General features: G+C 54.6%; 16 protein-coding genes and 1 other RNA gene. 11 read left to right on the top strand and 6 right to left on the bottom strand.

Annotation, left to right across the window (positions count from 1 at the left end; genetic code table 11):
- Positions 1–165: 165 nt before the first annotated feature.
- Entirely contained in the window at positions 166–834 is a 669-nt protein-coding gene (locus WN53_RS02470; protein WP_024485679.1) for a DUF1345 domain-containing protein, read from the bottom strand.
- Between the two features lie 248 nt (positions 835–1,082).
- Between WN53_RS02470 and mscS (WN53_RS02465) the strand changes: the two genes are divergently transcribed.
- Positions 1,083–1,949, top strand: a complete 867-nt coding sequence (gene mscS / locus WN53_RS02465; RefSeq protein WP_024485680.1) for a small-conductance mechanosensitive channel MscS — start codon at positions 1,083–1,085, stop codon at positions 1,947–1,949.
- 337 nt (positions 1,950–2,286) lie between these two features.
- Complete coding sequence (mscS, locus tag WN53_RS02460) at positions 2,287–3,153, top strand: small-conductance mechanosensitive channel MscS (RefSeq protein WP_024485681.1); 867 nt, start codon at positions 2,287–2,289, stop codon at positions 3,151–3,153.
- Between the two features lie 44 nt (positions 3,154–3,197).
- On the opposite strand, the gene WN53_RS02455 is transcribed toward mscS (WN53_RS02460), so the two are convergent.
- On the bottom strand, positions 3,198–4,397 hold the full coding sequence (locus WN53_RS02455) for an NAD(P)/FAD-dependent oxidoreductase (RefSeq protein WP_024485682.1): 1,200 nt from the start codon (positions 4,395–4,397) through the stop codon (positions 3,198–3,200).
- A gap of 230 nt (positions 4,398–4,627) precedes the next feature.
- Between WN53_RS02455 and WN53_RS02450 the strand changes: the two genes are divergently transcribed.
- The 3 genes from WN53_RS02450 (at position 4,628) to WN53_RS02440 (ending at position 6,759) form a co-directional block, all read left to right on the top strand.
- On the top strand, positions 4,628–5,134 hold the full coding sequence (locus tag WN53_RS02450; RefSeq protein WP_021806214.1) for an RrF2 family transcriptional regulator: 507 nt from the start codon (positions 4,628–4,630) through the stop codon (positions 5,132–5,134).
- Positions 5,135–5,258: 124 nt separating this feature from the next.
- Positions 5,259–5,882: an arginine exporter ArgO gene (gene argO, locus WN53_RS02445; RefSeq protein WP_024485683.1), complete on the top strand. Its 624-nt coding sequence runs from the start codon at positions 5,259–5,261 to the stop codon at positions 5,880–5,882.
- A 145-nt stretch (positions 5,883–6,027) separates the two neighbouring features.
- Positions 6,028–6,759 carry an oxidative stress defense protein gene (locus tag WN53_RS02440; protein ID WP_021806211.1) on the top strand — a complete coding sequence of 244 codons (732 nt, stop codon included), beginning with the start codon at positions 6,028–6,030 and terminating at the stop codon, positions 6,757–6,759.
- A gap of 37 nt (positions 6,760–6,796) precedes the next feature.
- On the opposite strand, the gene WN53_RS02435 is transcribed toward WN53_RS02440, so the two are convergent.
- Positions 6,797–7,690, bottom strand: a complete 894-nt coding sequence (locus WN53_RS02435; RefSeq protein ID WP_021179788.1) for a LysR family transcriptional regulator ArgP — start codon at positions 7,688–7,690, stop codon at positions 6,797–6,799.
- Positions 7,691–7,905: 215 nt separating this feature from the next.
- Here WN53_RS02435 and rpiA point away from each other — a divergent pair, with 215 nt between their 5' ends.
- The 3 genes from rpiA (at position 7,906) to serA (ending at position 12,088) form a co-directional block, all read left to right on the top strand.
- The gene (rpiA, locus tag WN53_RS02430; protein WP_024485684.1) at positions 7,906–8,565 is read left to right on the top strand and encodes a ribose-5-phosphate isomerase RpiA; all 660 of its coding nucleotides are present in this window, start codon (positions 7,906–7,908) and stop codon (positions 8,563–8,565) included.
- Between the two features lie 488 nt (positions 8,566–9,053).
- Positions 9,054–10,406: a group II intron reverse transcriptase/maturase gene (ltrA, locus tag WN53_RS02425; protein ID WP_024487021.1), complete on the top strand. Its 1,353-nt coding sequence runs from the start codon at positions 9,054–9,056 to the stop codon at positions 10,404–10,406.
- Positions 10,407–10,849: 443 nt separating this feature from the next.
- Positions 10,850–12,088 (top strand): phosphoglycerate dehydrogenase, encoded by a 1,239-nt coding sequence (gene serA / locus WN53_RS02420; RefSeq protein WP_024486383.1) that lies wholly within the window; start codon positions 10,850–10,852, stop codon positions 12,086–12,088.
- A gap of 74 nt (positions 12,089–12,162) precedes the next feature.
- Here serA and WN53_RS02415 read toward each other — a convergent pair whose 3' ends face one another.
- The 3 genes from WN53_RS02415 to zapA all read right to left on the bottom strand — a co-directional run bounded on the left by WN53_RS02415 (position 12,163) and on the right by zapA (position 13,378).
- Positions 12,163–12,771, bottom strand: coding sequence for a 5-formyltetrahydrofolate cyclo-ligase (locus WN53_RS02415; protein WP_024486382.1), 609 nt, complete (start codon positions 12,769–12,771; stop codon positions 12,163–12,165).
- Between the two features lie 52 nt (positions 12,772–12,823).
- A non-coding RNA gene (gene ssrS / locus WN53_RS27040) (6S RNA) lies at positions 12,824–13,007 on the bottom strand.
- Positions 13,008–13,048: 41 nt separating this feature from the next.
- Positions 13,049–13,378, bottom strand: a complete 330-nt coding sequence (gene zapA / locus WN53_RS02410) for a cell division protein ZapA (RefSeq protein WP_021179791.1) — start codon at positions 13,376–13,378, stop codon at positions 13,049–13,051.
- A gap of 295 nt (positions 13,379–13,673) precedes the next feature.
- On the opposite strand from zapA, the gene WN53_RS02405 reads away from it, so the two are divergent.
- From WN53_RS02405 to ubiH, 3 genes are all read left to right on the top strand, one after another.
- A complete protein-coding gene (locus WN53_RS02405; RefSeq protein WP_024486381.1) occupies positions 13,674–14,252 on the top strand; it encodes a YecA/YgfB family protein in 579 nt (192 codons plus the stop codon).
- 90 nt (positions 14,253–14,342) lie between these two features.
- Positions 14,343–15,656, top strand: a complete 1,314-nt coding sequence (pepP, locus tag WN53_RS02400; RefSeq protein WP_021806207.1) for a Xaa-Pro aminopeptidase — start codon at positions 14,343–14,345, stop codon at positions 15,654–15,656.
- 1 nt (position 15,657) lies between these two features.
- Positions 15,658–16,836, top strand: a complete 1,179-nt coding sequence (ubiH, locus tag WN53_RS02395; protein WP_024486380.1) for a 2-octaprenyl-6-methoxyphenyl hydroxylase — start codon at positions 15,658–15,660, stop codon at positions 16,834–16,836.
- The last annotated feature ends 84 nt before the right edge of the window (positions 16,837–16,920 follow it).

Here is a 16,920-nt window from a genome sequence, read left to right as displayed (position 1 = left end):
CTTCGTACAGATTGACGCTAAAAGGCTCCCTCGGGAGCCTTTTTTATGATGAAGCGGGCGCAGCATGCGGCGCCCCTACAGGGTAAGACTCGTGACAATGTATTTGTAGTGGCGAGCATGTTCGACCGTAGGGGCGCTGCATGCTGCGCCCGTTCACCTAATCAGCTACCCCAATAACCCCGCCCCGACGTTAATCGACAATCCCAGTATCAAGATATTGAAGACAAAAGAGATCACCGATTGCAGTAGGGTAATTTTACGCACGTCTGCGGTGCCCACGGCCACGTCGGCAGTTTGTGACGCCACGGCAATGGTGAAGGAGAAATAAGCGAAGTCCCAATAGTTTGGCTCGGTCAGCTTGCCGGGAAACAATAGCGGTAACACCTCCGTATTGGCCCGCTGGCGGTAAAACAGATGGGCGTAGTGCATGGTGAATGCCGTGGGTAGCAGCAGCCAGGAAACCACCAGTGTGGAGCCGGTCAGGGCCAGATGTAGCGTTTTCAACGAATCGCTGACCTGTTTGGCGGTGCTCAATTCAAACAGGATAGCCAGAATGCTCACCACGCAGCCCAAACTGACCAGCGCCAATACCTGGCTGGCACTCTCGTCCTGCTTGCGTGCCAATTGCCGGGTACGTTGTGGTGTGCAGCCCAGCATCAGATGCCAAAGGCACAATAAATAGATCCAGGCCATCACGTTCCAACCAACGATCAGCCGTTGCAGCCATGGCAGATGAGCAGGAAGCAGCCCGACACACACAAGCCCAGCACCTACCGAAATCAATAATCTGGGGCGTACTTGCCAATAGTGCTTGATTGAGAGGGGAAGGTCGATCACTGCGCGTTCCTTGTCGTTTATTTTGCCAGTATGGCTAGTTTCATCATAGTTGACCTGGCCGGCGCTGTTCACGTGCCAGTAAAGGGAATTGCTATGTGGTTATACCAAAGGAGTTTTTTCCTATGGCGATTGGCGTCGGGTTGAAATGTTGCATACCCTTAAGCTGCGGTTTTCTGACCGGCATTAAGTGTCGGTTTATTTCGCCTATTCCCGCTATTTGGGGGAAATAAAGTAGGAATACATGAATGGAAGATCTCAACGTTGTAGAAGGCATTAATCATGCCGGCAGTTGGTTGATAGATCATCAGGATCTGTTGATTCGTTATGCGGTTAACATCGTTACCGCGCTTGTTATTTTCATTATTGGTTCGATCATAGCCCGTGTTGTCAGCAATATGCTCACTCGTGTAATGAGGCTGCGCGGTATTGATGTCACCGTTTCTGACTTCTTGGCTGCGATGGTGCGTTACAGCATTCTGGTCTTCACCTTCATTGCCGTATTGGGGCGTGTGGGCGTGCAGACCACCTCATTGATTGCGGTGCTGGGGGCCGCTGGGTTGGCGATTGGCTTGGCGCTACAAGGATCACTGTCCAACTTTGCCGCAGGGGTAGTGTTAGTGGTGTTTCGCCCGATGCGCACAGGTGAGTATGTCGATCTGGGGAGTGTGGCTGGTACGGTCTATCAGGTGCATATTTTCTCTACCACTCTGCGTACTTCAGATAACAAAATCATTATGGTGCCCAATGGAAAAATCATCGCTGGCAATATCATCAACTATTCCCGAGAACCCAATCGCCGCGTGGATATTGTGGTCGGAGTGGCCTATGACGCCGATATTGATGTAGTGAAAAAAGTGCTGGGTGACGTGATTGCGGGCGATAAGCGCATCATGCATGACAAAGGGGTCACCGTACGTTTAAACGAAATGGCTCCGTCTTCGCTGAATTTTGTGACTCGCTCCTGGACCACCAATGCGGAGTATTGGAACGTCTATTTTGACCTGATGGAAAACTTTAAGCGTCAGTTAGATGCCCACAAGATTGGCATTCCCTATCCGCAAATGGATGTGCATGTGCGCCACATAGAGAAACCGCCCGAACAACCGGAATAATGGCACCCTGTATCGGTAGCATGGTTTACACATGCCCGCGTGATATTGAATGCTGGTGACTTAAGGTTACTGGCATTTTTTTTAGGATATTTCTGTGCGTTGCCGTAACATCTCCTTGTTAAAGTAACGCCCGTTGGCACTCCGCTGTATATTTGTATATTCCGCTGTATCTAAGAGCTTTCTAGCGACTTTTTTCGGTGGCGCAGGATTTTTCCTGTGGCAGTTGGCGCGACGTTAAAATGTTGGTTACCCTTAGCCGGTGGTTTTCTTGCTGATATTGTTTCGTCAGTATATTTTGCTCATTTCTCCCTTAGGGGATTTCAAGTAGGACGTCAGAATGGAAGAACTTAACGTAGTAGAAGGTATTAACAATGCCAGCAGTTGGCTAGTCAATCATCAGGATATGCTGATCCAGTATGCGGTGAATATTGTTGCCGCAATCGTGATTTTCATTATTGGTTCGGTGGTGGCTCGCGTAGTGAGTAATGCGCTCAGCCGTGTGATGAAGCTGCGTGGCATCGATGCCACCGTGGCGGATTTCCTGGCTGCGATGGCACGTTACAGCATCCTGGCGTTTACCTTTATTGCGGTGCTGGGGCGCGTTGGTGTTCAGACGACCTCGGTAATTGCCGTTCTGGGTGCGGCCGGTCTGGCCGTGGGTTTGGCGTTGCAAGGCTCCTTGTCCAACTTTGCGGCTGGTGTGCTACTGGTGGCCTTCCGTCCGCTGCGGGCCGGGGAGTTTGTCGATCTGGGTGGCGTTTCAGGTACGGTAGATCAGGTGCAGATCTTCTCCACCACGCTGCGTACTTCAGATAACAAAACCATTGTTGTGCCGAACGGTAAAATCATCGCGGGCAATATCATCAACTATTCCCGTGAGCCAAACCGCCGTGTGGATATCGTGGTCGGTGTGGCCTATGACGCTGATATCGATCTGGTGAAGAAAGTGTTGGGTGATGTGATCGCGGCAGATAAGCGCATCATGCACGATAAAGGCGTGACGGTTCGCCTCAATGAGATGGCACCTTCTTCACTGAACTTTGTGACTCGCTCCTGGACCACCAATGCCGAGTACTGGAACGTGTACTTTGATCTGATGGAAAACTTCAAGCGTCAGCTGGATGCCCACCAGATCGGTATTCCATTCCCGCAGATGGACGTGCATGTCCGCCATGTCGCGAAAGCGGCAGAACAGCCGGAGTAATGATCTGACGTTCCCTCACTTTGTAGTGAGGGAACGGATTTCAATCAAACAAACGGAGCTAACGGATCGGCAGCGGCAAAGGCCACTTCACGTTCCGCCTGCGGGGGATAGATCAACTCGTTGGTAATGGAGACTTTGATTTTCTTTCCCTCTTCTTTGGTGAATTTCACCACCTGATCCCAACCTTCGCTGTAGACCGCGCCCCAGGTTCCCAGATCCAGACAGGTAACGTAATTCACCTGGCGGTAGGGCAAGGGTTCAATACCGATCAGATCGGCGGCGACGTTATGGCCGACAAAGCGCCCTAACATAATGGCGTGCTGGCAGGTCATCAGGGCGTGATTGCCTTGATCGTCAGTACTGGCAAAGGCGACATCGCCGGTCGCATAAACCGCGTTCTGCCCTATCACTTTTAAGTGCTGATCGACGTGCAGCCTGCCTTGCGGATCGCGCTCACCCGGGATTTGCCGGGTTAACGGACTGGCCTGTACGCCCACGGTTAAAATCACGGTGCTGGAGGCGATATGTTCGCCGTTTTTCAGCGTCAGCCCGCTCTCGTCAATGGCCTTAATCCCGCTATTCAGTCGCCACTCGACGCCTAGCTCTAGCGAGGCTTGGCTAATCACGTCGCGCAGTTGTTCGCTGTAACGGCCTCCCGCCACCGGGCTGCGATCGACGACAATCACACGAATTGCAGCTGAATCACCGAGGATCGCCCGTAAGCGTGATGGCATTTCGGTGGCCACCTCAATACCGGTAAAGCCGCCGCCACAAACGATGACGGTATTACGTGCGGCGCTCTCAGGCTGCTCGGCCAACGTAGCAAGATGCCGCTCCAGGCGGGCTGCACTCTCCATTTGATCGACGTCGAAGGCGTGCTGCTGTGCTCCAGGCAAGGCATGAGCGATGTGGCTACCGGTCGCCATGATCAGGCGATCGTAACGTACGGCAGTCAGTTGGTCCTGCTCGTTGTGGTACCAAACCTGCTGGCTGGCGCTATCAATCTCACTGGCAACCCCGGTGATAAATTTTACCCCGGTTACTGCGAATAATGGCAGCAGCGGAGCGGCGTAGTTTTCCACTTCGGACTCATAGAAACGGGGGCGAACACGCAGCTCTGCCTGAGGGGACAGCACGGTGATCTCGATATCGTGACGATCGTGGAGATCGGTTAATCGTGCCGCGCTCAATGCCGCCCACATCCCTGCAAAACCGGCACCCAGGATAAGAATTTGTTGTTTCATGCTGTCACTCCGCTGTTGTTTCATCTGTAAATTGGCTCAATCTTATAACTACGAATATATTGATCGCAGTTAAGATCATCAAGCCTTTTACCAGTAATCGTGGGTGTGGTTTGTTTAATTATTTGAATTTTATTGTGTTTTAAATTTTTATGGTGTGGCTGCATGCTGGCATTGCATCGCTGAAGGGAAGAAATTACTATCTAACTCAGAATTAATCGCGCGGAGATAACATGGCGTTCTACAGTTCCGGGGTGGAGTATGGCATCCATAGCCTGATGTGTATGGTCGATAGCAAAGGCGAAGGGCGTGAGATGAGCGTGCGTGAAATCGCCGAATTGCAGGGCGTGCCTTATGACTACCTGGCCAAGATATTCACCAAGTTTTCCAAGGCTAAGTTGGTTGAAAGCAGCGAGGGTAAGGGCGGTGGCTTCCGGCTGGCCAAACCGGCCGATCAGATCACCGTGCTGGATATCGTGGCGGCTATCGACGGTGAAAAGGCCATCTTCGACTGCAAAGAAATCCGCCAACGCTTGGCTGTCTTTGATGAACCTGCGCCCGACTGGGCCTGTGAAGGCATCTGCGGCGTGCGCCAGGTGATGAATATTGCCCAGCAACGTATGGAAGAGGCGCTATCGCAACATACCGTGCTGGACCTGGTGCGGCGGATGTTGAGAAAGGCGCCGGATGTCTTCCCGATCCAGATTGAAGAGTGGATCGATCATCGCCGTAACGATTGAGCATTAGTATTACTGATGCCTGATTAGAAATATCCATTTCCCCTAATAATTTTCTCTTCGTATGATGCGCGTGTTGAACAGCACACGCCGCATTCCCGGCGCTGATATTTCCAGAAGGAACACCATGTTAGCCATCTATCTGCAAGGCTTTGCCTTGAGCGCCGCGATGATCCTGCCGCTTGGCCCACAAAACGTGTTTGTGATGAACCAGGGGATCCGTCGCCATTATCATCTGATGACCGCCTCGCTGTGTGCGTTGAGCGATATCATTCTGATTTGCGCCGGTATTTTTGGCGGTAGCGCCTTGCTCAGCAGTTCACCTATGCTATTGGCGCTGGTGACCTGGGGCGGCGTTGCTTTCCTGTTGTGGTACGGCTGGGGGGCTTTCCGCACCGCGTTTAGCCAACATCTGGAACTGGCTACGGCGCAAGAGATGAAGCAAAACCGCTGGCGCATTGTGGTGACCATGTTGGCTGTCACCTGGCTGAACCCGCATGTGTACCTCGATACCTTTGTGGTGCTCGGCAGCCTGGGAGGGCAACTGACGCCAGACATTCGTTCCTGGTTTGCCCTTGGCGCGGTCAGTGCTTCGGTCGTCTGGTTCTTTGCCTTGGCATTGCTGGCCTCATGGCTGGCTCCATGGTTGAAAACCCTGACGGCACAACGGATTATCAACGTTCTGGTCGGGCTGGTGATGTGGGTCATTGCACTGCAATTGGCCTGGCATGGGCTAACCGCTAATTGGTAATAATCAACTATCTTTGACCGTAGGGGCGCCGCATGCTGCGCCCCTACAGCCCGATTAGCCCTTATATTTGTCACTAATCCGAATTCCAAGGGCGGCAGGATGTGTTAGCTTTGAAGGCAAGCATTTAGTCATTCAAGGAGACACTGTGAAGCTTAAAGCATTGGCCATGGCCGCAATGATTGGATTAGGCACGTTACCTCTGGCGCTGCAGGCAGCAGAAGTACCTGAAGGGCCGCACGTGGTCACTTCCGGCACGGCCAGCGTAGACGCCACCCCGGATATTGCCACACTGGCGATCGAAGTTAGCGTCTCTGCCAAAGATGCCGCCCAGGCGAAAAAACAGGTTGATGAACGCGTAGCGCAGTATTTTGACTTCCTGCAGAAAAACGGCATTGAAAAGAAAGATATCAATGCGGCCAACCTGCGTACCCAGCCAGAATATGACTATCTGAAAACCGGCGAATCGCAGCTGAAAGGCTACCAGGCCGTGCGCCAGGTGCAGGTGACCTTGCGCCAGTTGGATAAACTCAACGAGCTGTTGGACGGTGCGCTGAAATCGGGTTTGAACGAAATTCGTGCGGTTGAGCTTGGGGTGGCCAAGCCAGAGGTTTATCGCGAACAGGCGCGTCAGAAAGCGATTGAAAATGCCACTCAGCAAGCCGCATCGTTGGCGCAGGGCTTTAAGGCCAAGCTGGGGCCGGTGTACAGCATTCGCTATCACGTTGCCAACTACCAGCCGATGCCAGTCGCACGCATGTTTAAGGCCGCTTCTGCGGCACCGGAAAGCGATGCCGCTCAGACTTACGAACAGCAAAGCATCCACTTTGACGATCAGGTGGACGTGGTATTTGAGCTGAAAACCAACGCCGCGCAGTAAGCAATCTCTTGCCATGGCGCGGTGTTATGCCGCGCCTTTAATCCTGCCTTAATACCTGATGCCCGTGAGACAGCAGCGCATCGGTGACCTTACGCATCATGCGGCTCTCCGGCGCAAAGCGGTGCCAGAACAGCATACGGCGCTGAAACAGGCCCGGAGTCAGGTCGATCAGTTCTCCGCTAGCCAGCTCTCTCTCAATCTGCAAATGCGGGATCATACAGCAGGTGGTGCCTTGCCGTGCCAACTGAACAAATGCCTCTGACGAGTTAACGATATGGCAGGGAACGCTGCCCGGCGAGAGATCGAAGTTCTGCTGTAAAAACGCCTGATGCATATCATCGAGATGATCGAAAGCCACCGCCGGTGCCTTCAGCAGGGCAGAACGGGTCACGCCATTAGGGAAATAGCGATCGGCAAAGGCTTTCGAGGCGACAAACAGATAGTCCAGCGCGCCCAACCGATCGACCAGGCAGCTCGGCAGCGGCTGCGGCTGGATACTCACCGCACCCACCACTTCCCCCCGGCGCAGACGTTCCTGCGTGCGGGTTTCGTCTTCCACCTGCAAATTCAGACGTACAGGAGAATCGGCCAGCACCGGTTTTAGCGCCGGTAACAGCCAGGTTGCCAGGCTGTCGGCGTTGACTGCCAGTGACAGCAACAGCGGCGTATCGACCCCATTGTCATTCCCTAACCACTCCTCTTCCAGCAGCTCGACCTGATGCAGCAAGGCCAGCAGTTTTTGACCCTGCTCGGTTGGGCGCGGTGGCACGGTGCGTACCAGTAGCGGTTGGCCGAACAGGTTTTCCAACTGTTTGATGCGCTGGGATACCGCCGATTGGGTGATGCAAAGTTTTTGTGCCGCGCGCTCAAAGCCACGCTCACGGATCACCGCGTCCAGCGCTTGCAGCGTTCTATAGTCTGGGCGTTTCATCGGAGAGAAGATCCCTTTTAGTAAATTGATTCAGGCACTATGCCACATTTTTGCACTTTCTCAGGTGAAAAAATCCCGCCGCTCTTTTCAGCGCGGGCGCCGTAGGGAAGGGCAGAAATGTGCGTCAGGTTAAATAAGTGTGTTTTAGCCTAAGTTGCCGTCAGTGATTTACCCTATAATACGCACACGTTTTCGTATATAGGCAATGAGACATCATGACTCAGGATGAACTGAAAAAAGCGGTAGGCTGGGCAGCATTGGAATTCGTGAAGCCTGGCACTATCGTGGGCGTGGGCACCGGCTCTACTGCGGCTCACTTTATCGATGCGTTGGGTTCGATCAAACACCAGATCGAAGGCGCAGTATCCAGCTCAGACGCGTCGACCGCCAAGCTGAAAAGCCTGGGGATCCACGTTTTTGATAGCAATGAAGTGGATTCGTTGGATATCTACGTGGACGGTGCCGATGAAATCAACGGCCACATGCAGATGATTAAAGGCGGTGGCGCAGCGTTGACCCGTGAGAAGATCATTGCTGCCATTGCCCGTCAGTTTATCTGCATTGTCGATTCCACCAAGCAGGTTGATGTGCTGGGTAAATTCCCGCTGCCGGTAGAAGTGATCCCGATGGCCCGCTCCTACGTAGCGCGTGAGCTGGTCAAACTGGGCGGCCTGCCGGAATACCGCCAGAACGTGTTAACCGATAACGGCAACGTGATCCTGGACGTGCACAACCTGGAAATCCTTGACGCTATCGCGTTGGAAAATAAGATCAACAGCATCGCAGGTGTGGTTACCGTGGGTCTGTTTGCCAACCGTGGCGCGGACGTTGCACTGGTCGGCACGCCGGATGGCGTAAAAAAAGTGGTCAGATAATCTGGCCGTTAACAGGTTGAGCAATCCCAGCCTGTTCACTAAGTAGGGGCGCTGCATGCTGCGCCCTTTAACGTGTGCCGGGCATGCTCAGCAGCTCGGGGGTGAAAGTCCCCTGTCCAGCCTGATGGTGGCGAAGGACTAGTGAAGCGCAAGGGCGTCGTCGTGAGGCGGGGTCTGAAGGAAGCGTGGAGCAAAACCATGACCTGACGAACAGAAATCAGATATGAGGCCTACCCGGCTGGCGGAGCAAGCGTTTGATTGCAAAGGCCATAACCATCAAGAGTCGGGGGGGTAGATCTGGCAGGTGTGTGGTGAAAGCGGCTGAGCTTACCCCGGGAGGCCTGTCCGGCGTTCTGCATTCAGAACTGAGCGCACCGTAAGGTGCGCTGATCGGCGGACAGGAGTCAGCAGAGGGCATAGTAGGACAGGACTGTCCGAAGGCCCGAACGGTAATGAGTGACAAGTATCAGCGGAGGTTCTGAACGGTCATGCAGCAGAAAACGCATCGCGGCCCTGAAGCAGAAAGACGGGGTGAAGCCCCGAACGTCGGCTCTCAGGGGGCTGAAACCGTACAGGCACCGACGACCAGAGAAAGTCCGTCGTCAGCAGAATGGCTGATGGAAGCCATCTGTGAACCCGTCAATCTCAAGCAAGCCCTGAAAAGAGTGAAAGCCAATAAAGGTGCGGCGGGAAGTGACGGCATGAGCGTAAGCGATCTGCCGGACTACCTGAAACGCCACTGGCCGGAACTGAAAGCGCAACTGCTGTCCGGCAGTTACTGCCCATCCCCTGTGAGAAGAGTGAGCATCCCGAAACCCGGGGGCGGCGAACGCCTGTTGGGTATCCCGACGGTAGTCGATCGCTTTATCCAGCAGGCGGTGATGCAGGAACTGCAACGGCAGTGGGATGCGTCGTTCAGCGATAACAGCTATGGGTTCCGGCCCGGACGCTCGGCCCATCAGGCAGTGAAACAGGCTCAGGACTATATCGGTTCTGGGTATCACTGGGTAGTCGATCTCGATCTGGAGAAGTTCTTTGATCGGGTAAATCACGACGTGCTGATGAGCCGGATAGCGAAACGGGTAACGGATAAACGGGCGCTGTCACTTATCCGCCGGTTCCTGAACGCAGGTGTGATGGAGGCCGGTCTGGTAAGGCCGGTGACAGAAGGGACGCCGCAGGGCGGCCCACTGTCGCCGTTGTTATCGAATGTGCTACTGGACGACTTCGATAAGGAACTGGAGAAACGTGGCCTGAAGTTCGTGCGTTACGCAGATGACTGCAATATCTACGTGAAAAGCGAACGGGCAGGCCGCCGTGTGATGGAGGGGCTGACACATTGGCTGAGCCGAAAACTGAAACTGAAGGTGAACGCGAAGAAGAGCGCGGTAGCGCAGCCGGAAACGCGTAAGTTCCTGGGTTACAGCTTCAGAAGGGGCAGAAAGGTCAGGTGCGTGGTGTCGCCGGACGCAGTGAAACGGTTCAAAGTGCGGGTAAGGGAACTGACGGGGCGCAACACAGGGAGAAGTCTTGAGCAGCTAATCCAGCCATTAAAGCGGTATCTGATGGGATGGAAAAGTTACTACGGGATGAACGAGTGGCCGTCGATAATGCGAGAGCTGAACGGATGGATAAGACGCAGGCTGCGAAGTGTACTCTGGAAACAGTGGAAAACAGGCAGCAAGCGTTATAAAGAGCTGCGGCGGCGGGATGTAAGGAAAGACCTGGCGGCGCGGACGGTGGGAAGCAGCCATAAACAGTGGCGGATAAGTAATAGCCCGGCGCTGAGCATAGCCCTTCCCAACCAGCTGTTCATCAAACTGGGCCTGCCAGAACTGTAAGCAGGCGGCGATAAACATAACCGAACCGCCGTATACGGACCCGTATGTACGGTGGTGTGGGAGGAGGCTGATCGTGAGGTCAGCCCCTATCCCGATCGTGCCCGTCATAATTCTTGTCTTAAAATATCTTTTCTCAAAATCGACGAATTTGGTGACATATGTCACATTCCGTTAATAACCTCCGTTAAGCTTCTGCCTAAATCTTTCCCAATGGCATTTTCCACCAGAAAGCACCGACATCGCTGAGCCTTGTGCTAACGGGTAGGCAATCGTTTGTATTGCCGGGCGCGTTATTTTTGTTATGTTGGAGGGACGTGCTGTTGATTTTGGGTTGCTGCCAGTGTGGTGGCAATTTGAAAGCTATCCCCGTCGTGTGGTTTAAAGGATGGCGGGTATAAAGGGGAAAACAGCCGCTTCTGAAGTCTGATTATAGGGTCGGGTAAATGGCAAAAGTATCATTGGAGAAAGACAGGATTAAGTTCCTGTTGGTAGAAGGGGTTCATCAGAGCACCGTAGATAACCTGCGTGCTGCCGGATATAGCAACATCGAATATCACAAAGGTGCGTTAGACACCGAAGCGCTGAAAGCATCGATCCGTGATGCACACTTCGTAGGTATCCGATCGCGCACGCATCTGTCCGAGGAAGTCTTCGCGGCCGCAGAGAAGCTGGTCGCGGTGGGCTGTTTCTGTATCGGCACCAACCAGGTTGATTTGAAAGCGGCGACCAAACGCGGCATTCCGGTGTTTAACGCGCCTTTCTCCAATACTCGATCCGTGGCCGAAATGGTGCTGGGTGAGCTGCTGTTGATGCTGCGTGGGATCCCAACGGCCAACGCCAAGGCACACCGTGGCCAGTGGCAGAAACTGGCCGTAGGCTCGTATGAAGCACGGGGCAAGAAACTGGGGATCATCGGCTACGGCCATATCGGGACTCAGCTCGGCATCCTGGCGGAAGGCCTGGGGATGAAGGTGTTCTTCTACGACATCGAGAACAAGCTGCCGCTGGGTAATGCCCAACAGGTGCGCCATCTGTCCGATCTGCTCAATATGAGCGACGTGGTCACGCTGCACGTGCCGGAAACGCTGTCGACCAAGAACATGATCGGCACCGAAGAGCTGGCGCTGATGAAGCCAGGTGCGATCCTGATCAACGCCTCACGCGGCACCGTGGTGGATATCCCGGCACTGTGTAACGCCTTGGCGAGCGACCATCTGGCCGGTGCGGCAATCGACGTGTTCCCGGAAGAGCCGGCAACCAACAGCGATCCGTTCAATTCTCCACTGTGCGAGTTCGATAACGTGCTGTTGACGCCGCATATCGGCGGTTCAACCCAGGAAGCGCAGGAGAACATCGGTGATGAGGTGGCTGGCAAGCTGGCGAAGTATTCCGATAACGGCTCAACGCTGTCTGCGGTCAACTTCCCAGAGGTGTCGCTGCCAGCTCATGGCCCGAACGCCAGCCGTTTGCTGCATATTCATGAAAACCGCCCAGGTATCCTGACGCAGATTAACCAGATCTTCGCCGAAGAAGGGGTGAACATCGCGGCCCAGTATCTGCAGACCAGCTCGGAAATCGGCTACGTGGTTATCGATATCGAAGCGGAAACCGAACGTGCGGATGCCGCGTTGCAACGTATGAAAGCGATCGAAGGGACTATCCGCGCCCGCCTGTTGCTCTAACTGGCCATACAACGGGCGCAGCATGCGGCGCCCCTACGACGAACCATCTGAGGCCGGAGCAATCCGGCCTTTTGCTATGTGGAGAGCGGCCAGGCCCAGCTTTGTGACGGGGTAATAATTTCTGGCAGAGGGATATCCCATTGCTCCACCGGCAAGGCGCTAACCCGTTGGCAATCGTGCGCAATCCCCATCGGATAGGGGCCTGCGTGCTGCCAGTTTTGTAAGGTGCGATCGTAAAACCCGCCGCCCATCCCCAGACGTTGCCCTGCCGAATCGAAGGCGACCAGCGGTGTCAATACCACATCCAACAGCGACACCGGCAAGACGTGGCGGACATCGAGCGCTGGCTCAAGAATGTTGAAGCGGTTGCTAACCAGTGATGTTTGCGCGGTGTAATGCAGGAACAGCAAGTTACCGGGGCTGAACGGATGCAAAACCGGCAGATAAACCTGTTTACCCAGTTGCCACAGCTGCTCGATCAGCGGGCCAGTATCTAGTTCACCATCAAAAGAGAGAAATGCCGCGATGTACCTGGCTGCCTGAATGCGTGGATGCTGCGCAATATTGCTGGCCATTTGCTGGGCGAAATCATGCTGTTGAGCGGGCGTTAAGGCACGGCGTCGTTGACGTATTTCGTTACGGATGAGTTGGCGTTGCTGAGCGAACTGAGGTTGCAAAGACATAGTGTTAGATTCGCCAGTAGTGGTGAGTTAACACACTGAAAACGCAGGTGAAGGGATCTCCGAGATGCCGTCGCAGGCTGTAACCCTTGAACCCATGGTTCAAGGTGAACGTGCTGTCACAATCTTAAGGCTTCTCGGACGGGCCGAGCATGCACACCGATCGTGGATCATCACATTCTGTTGGTACTAAATATCGGCTCAGGGGACTGGCCCGCTGGCAAACATCTCAGAGAAATTTTTCACTCATTGCCGGAGCCTTCAACTCCAGCAACTTAAGTTATTCGAATTGTGCATCCTGACGTTCAGAGATGCGACCCTGTTCAAGCAGCGCTTGTTCAATGGTCTGTTGCAGCATACGAATTCGTTGTTCCATATTGGCCGCATAGTCACGCGTTTTCAAGCGTTCTTGAGCAAGTTCGTGACAGACGTTCAATGCTGCGATAAATACGAGCTGCTCTGTATTTGTGACTCTAGTGCGAACTTTAAGATCTTGCAACCGTTGGTTAAGATCTTCTGCTGCCATGTTCAACGCATCTTGTTGTTCTGGCGGGCAATTGACTCTTAACGAGCGGCCAAAAATTTGAATATCTACCGGTTGTGCAGACATGCCACCTTCCTGCCTAAATTTCGCGCCAGCACCGGTCAGCCATTGCCGGGCTGCCGAAGCGGGCGTCACTATATATACCTGGGTACCAAGATTCAACACTTTTTCAGTACCTGGTTGTAATCTACCGCGCCTAACATTACCAGACAAAAAACGGTTGCAAAATGCGTATTTACCGTACGTTTGCCCGGACTGCGCTGATTATAACTAGCCACTGAGGTGTTGCCTCAACTGGTATACCAACGGACCTTGGTGGTAGCATAACACGAACTTATCCTGCCAACGATGACGAATGCGCATGTCTATACAGAATACATTTCCAAGTTACCAATCTTTGACCGTGGCTCTTAACCAGCAGGCGGTTGCTTTGACCGCCGCTGAGATGCACGGTTTGATCAGTGGCCTGCTGTGCGGCGGCAACCGTGACGCCAGCTGGCAGACGCTGGTGTTTGATCTGACCAACGAGGGCATTGCCTTCCCGCAGGCGTTGAGCCAACCGTTACAGCAGCTGCATGAAATCACTCGTGATACGCTGGAAGATGACGAGTTCATGTTCCAACTGATGATGCCGGAAGGCGAAACCGTCAGCGTGTTTGACCGTGCGGATGCCTTGGCAGGTTGGGTAAACCATTTCCTGTTGGGGCTGGGCATGATGCAGCCGAAGTTGGCGCAGGTGAAAGATGAAGTGGGCGAAGCGATCGACGATCTGCGTAATATCGCTCAACTGGGTTATGACGAAGGCGAAGACCAGGAAGAACTGGAACAGTCGTTGGAAGAAGTGGTGGAGTACGTGCGCGTTGCTGCGCTGCTTTGCCATACTGAATTTACCCGTCAGAAACCGACGGCCCCGGAAAATAAAAGGCCAACGTTGCACTGACCGGCGGATCCCACGTCCGTTGGCCGAGAGCGCTGATAACCCCTACTGACCGCGTTCAGCAGGTGGCATAAACCGATTTCAGGAGATGTGATGACCCAGCAGGAATTTCATAAACGCCGTCAGGCTTTGTTGGCACAGATGGCTCCGGCCAGCGCGGCAGTGATTTTTGCCGCACCGGAAGCGACGCGTAGTGCAGACTCTGAATATCCTTATCGTCAGAACAGTGATTTCTGGTATCTGACCGGTTTCAACGAGCCGGAAGCGGTGCTGATCCTGGTGAAGAGTGATGAAACTCATAACCACAGCGTGCTGTTCAACCGCGTACGCGATCTGACGGCAGAAATCTGGTTTGGCCGCCGTTTGGGGCAAGACGCGGCTCCGGCCAAGCTGGGGGTAGACCGCGCGCTGGCCTTCGACGAAATCAACGATCAACTGCACCTGCTGCTCAACGGCCTGGACGTGGTGTATCACGCGCAGGGGCAATATGCCTATGCCGATGAAATCCTGTTCGGCGCGCTGGATAAACTGCGTAAAGGCTTCCGTCAGAATCTGGAAGCTCCTGCAACCCTGACGGATTACCGTCCTTGGTTGCATGACATGCGCCTGTTCAAATCGGCAGAAGAAGTTGCCGTTATGCGCCGCGCCGGTGAGATCAGCGCCATGGCACATACCCGTGCGATGGAAAAGTGCCGCCCGGGCATGTTCGAATATCAGCTAGAAGGGGAGATCCTGCACGAGTTTAATCGCCTGGGTGCCCGTTTCCCGTCTTACAACACCATTGTCGGCAGCGGAGAGAATGGCTGCATCCTGCATTACACCGAAAACGAATGTGAAATGCGTGATGGCGATTTGGTGCTGATTGATGCCGGTTGTGAATATCGTGGTTATGCTGGCGATATCACCCGTACTTTCCCGGTCAACGGCAAGTTCAGCAAGCCGCAGCGTGAGGTATATGACATCGTGCTGGCGTCGATCAACAAGGCGCTGGAAATGTTTAAACCGGGGATCAGCATTCGCGAAGTGAACGATCAGGTCGTGCGCATCATGATCGCCGGGTTGGTGGAGCTGGGCGTGATGAAGGGCGACGTGGAACAGCTGTTTGCCGAGCAGGCACACCGCCAGTTCTTTATGCACGGCCTGAGCCATTGGTTGGGGCTGGATGTGCATGACGTGGGCCACTATGGCTCAGCGAGCCGCGATCGCGTGCTGGAGCCTGGCATGGTGTTGACGGTAGAACCTGGCCTGTATATCGCACCAGATGCCGATGTGCCGCAGGAGTATCGCGGTATCGGTATTCGCATCGAAGATGACATCCTGATCACCCAAGACGGCAATGAGAATTTGACCGCCAGCGTGGTGAAAGATGCCGACGCGATTGAAGCCCTGATGGCGGCGGCCAGATAACATGAGCGTAATCATTGTGGGCGGTGGGATGGCGGGCGCTACGTTGGCGCTGGCGATTTCATCACTGACGCAGGGCAAGGTGGCCGTCGATCTGGTGGAGGCCACCCGGCCGGACGATCGTGCGCATCCAGGTTTTGATGCACGGGCTATCGCTCTGGCGCAGGGAACCTGCCAACAGCTGGCGCGTATCGGCGTTTGGGCTGCCTTGCGGGACTGTGCCACGGCAATCACTCACGTCCACGTCAGCGATCGCGGGCATGCCGGTTTTGTGAACCTGCACGCGCAAGACTATCAGGTGGAGGCGTTGGGGCAGGTGATTGAACTGCACGACGCTGGGCAGCGGTTGTTTGCTCTGCTGGCGAAGGCCCCTGGGGTCACTCTGCATTGTCCGGCCAAAGTGGTCGACGTGCTGCGCACCGCCGATCGTGCTGAAGTGCAGTTGGATAACGGGCAGCGCCTGACGGGCCAGTTGCTGGTGGCGGCGGACGGTTCACGTTCGGCGCTGGCGCAGGCCTGCAATATCCAGTGGCAGCAGAGTGATTACCCGCAGTTTGCCACCATTGCCAACGTTTCGACGGCCGAGGCTCCGCAAGGGCGTGCGTTCGAACGTTTCACCCGCTACGGGCCGTTGGCGCTGTTGCCGATGTCTGGTGGGCGTAGCTCGTTGGTTTGGTGCCATGCACGGGAAAATCGTGAACAGGTCGATAGCTGGAGTGATGAGCGTTTTCTCAGTGAGCTGCAACAGGCCTTCGGCTGGCGGCTGGGCAAGATGCTGAAGGCGGGTAAGCGCCACAGTTACCCTCTTAGCCTGCTGAAGGCCAATCAGCACGTTAGCCACCGTCTGGCGCTGGTTGGCAACGCGGCGCAGACGCTGCATCCGATCGCCGGGCAGGGATTCAACCTGGGCTTGCGAGACGTGATGTCGCTGGCGGAAACCTTGGCAGAAGCCGCGCAGGCTGGCACCGATTTGGGTGCCTATGCGTTATTGAGCCAGTATCAGCAACGTCGGCAACAGGATCAGCAGGCGACTATTGGCGTCACCGACGGTTTGATCCGCCTGTTTGCCAATAGCTACGCGCCGCTGGTCGCCGGGCGTAATCTGGGGCTGATGGCAATGGAGCAGCTACCGGCCATGCGCGATGCCTTTGCCAAACGCACGTTAGGTTGGGTTGAACGCTAATTTATTCCCTCATATTCCTTGTCGAAGTGGGGCAAGATATTGATAACGGTCACCGAATCAGTTCCCTCTCCCTAGTGGGATAGA

Origin of the sequence: Serratia fonticola (genome assembly GCF_001006005.1) — a bacterium.
GTDB lineage: Bacteria > Pseudomonadota > Gammaproteobacteria > Enterobacterales > Enterobacteriaceae > Chania > Chania fonticola.
This window is presented reverse-complemented; position numbering and strand designations above follow the sequence as displayed.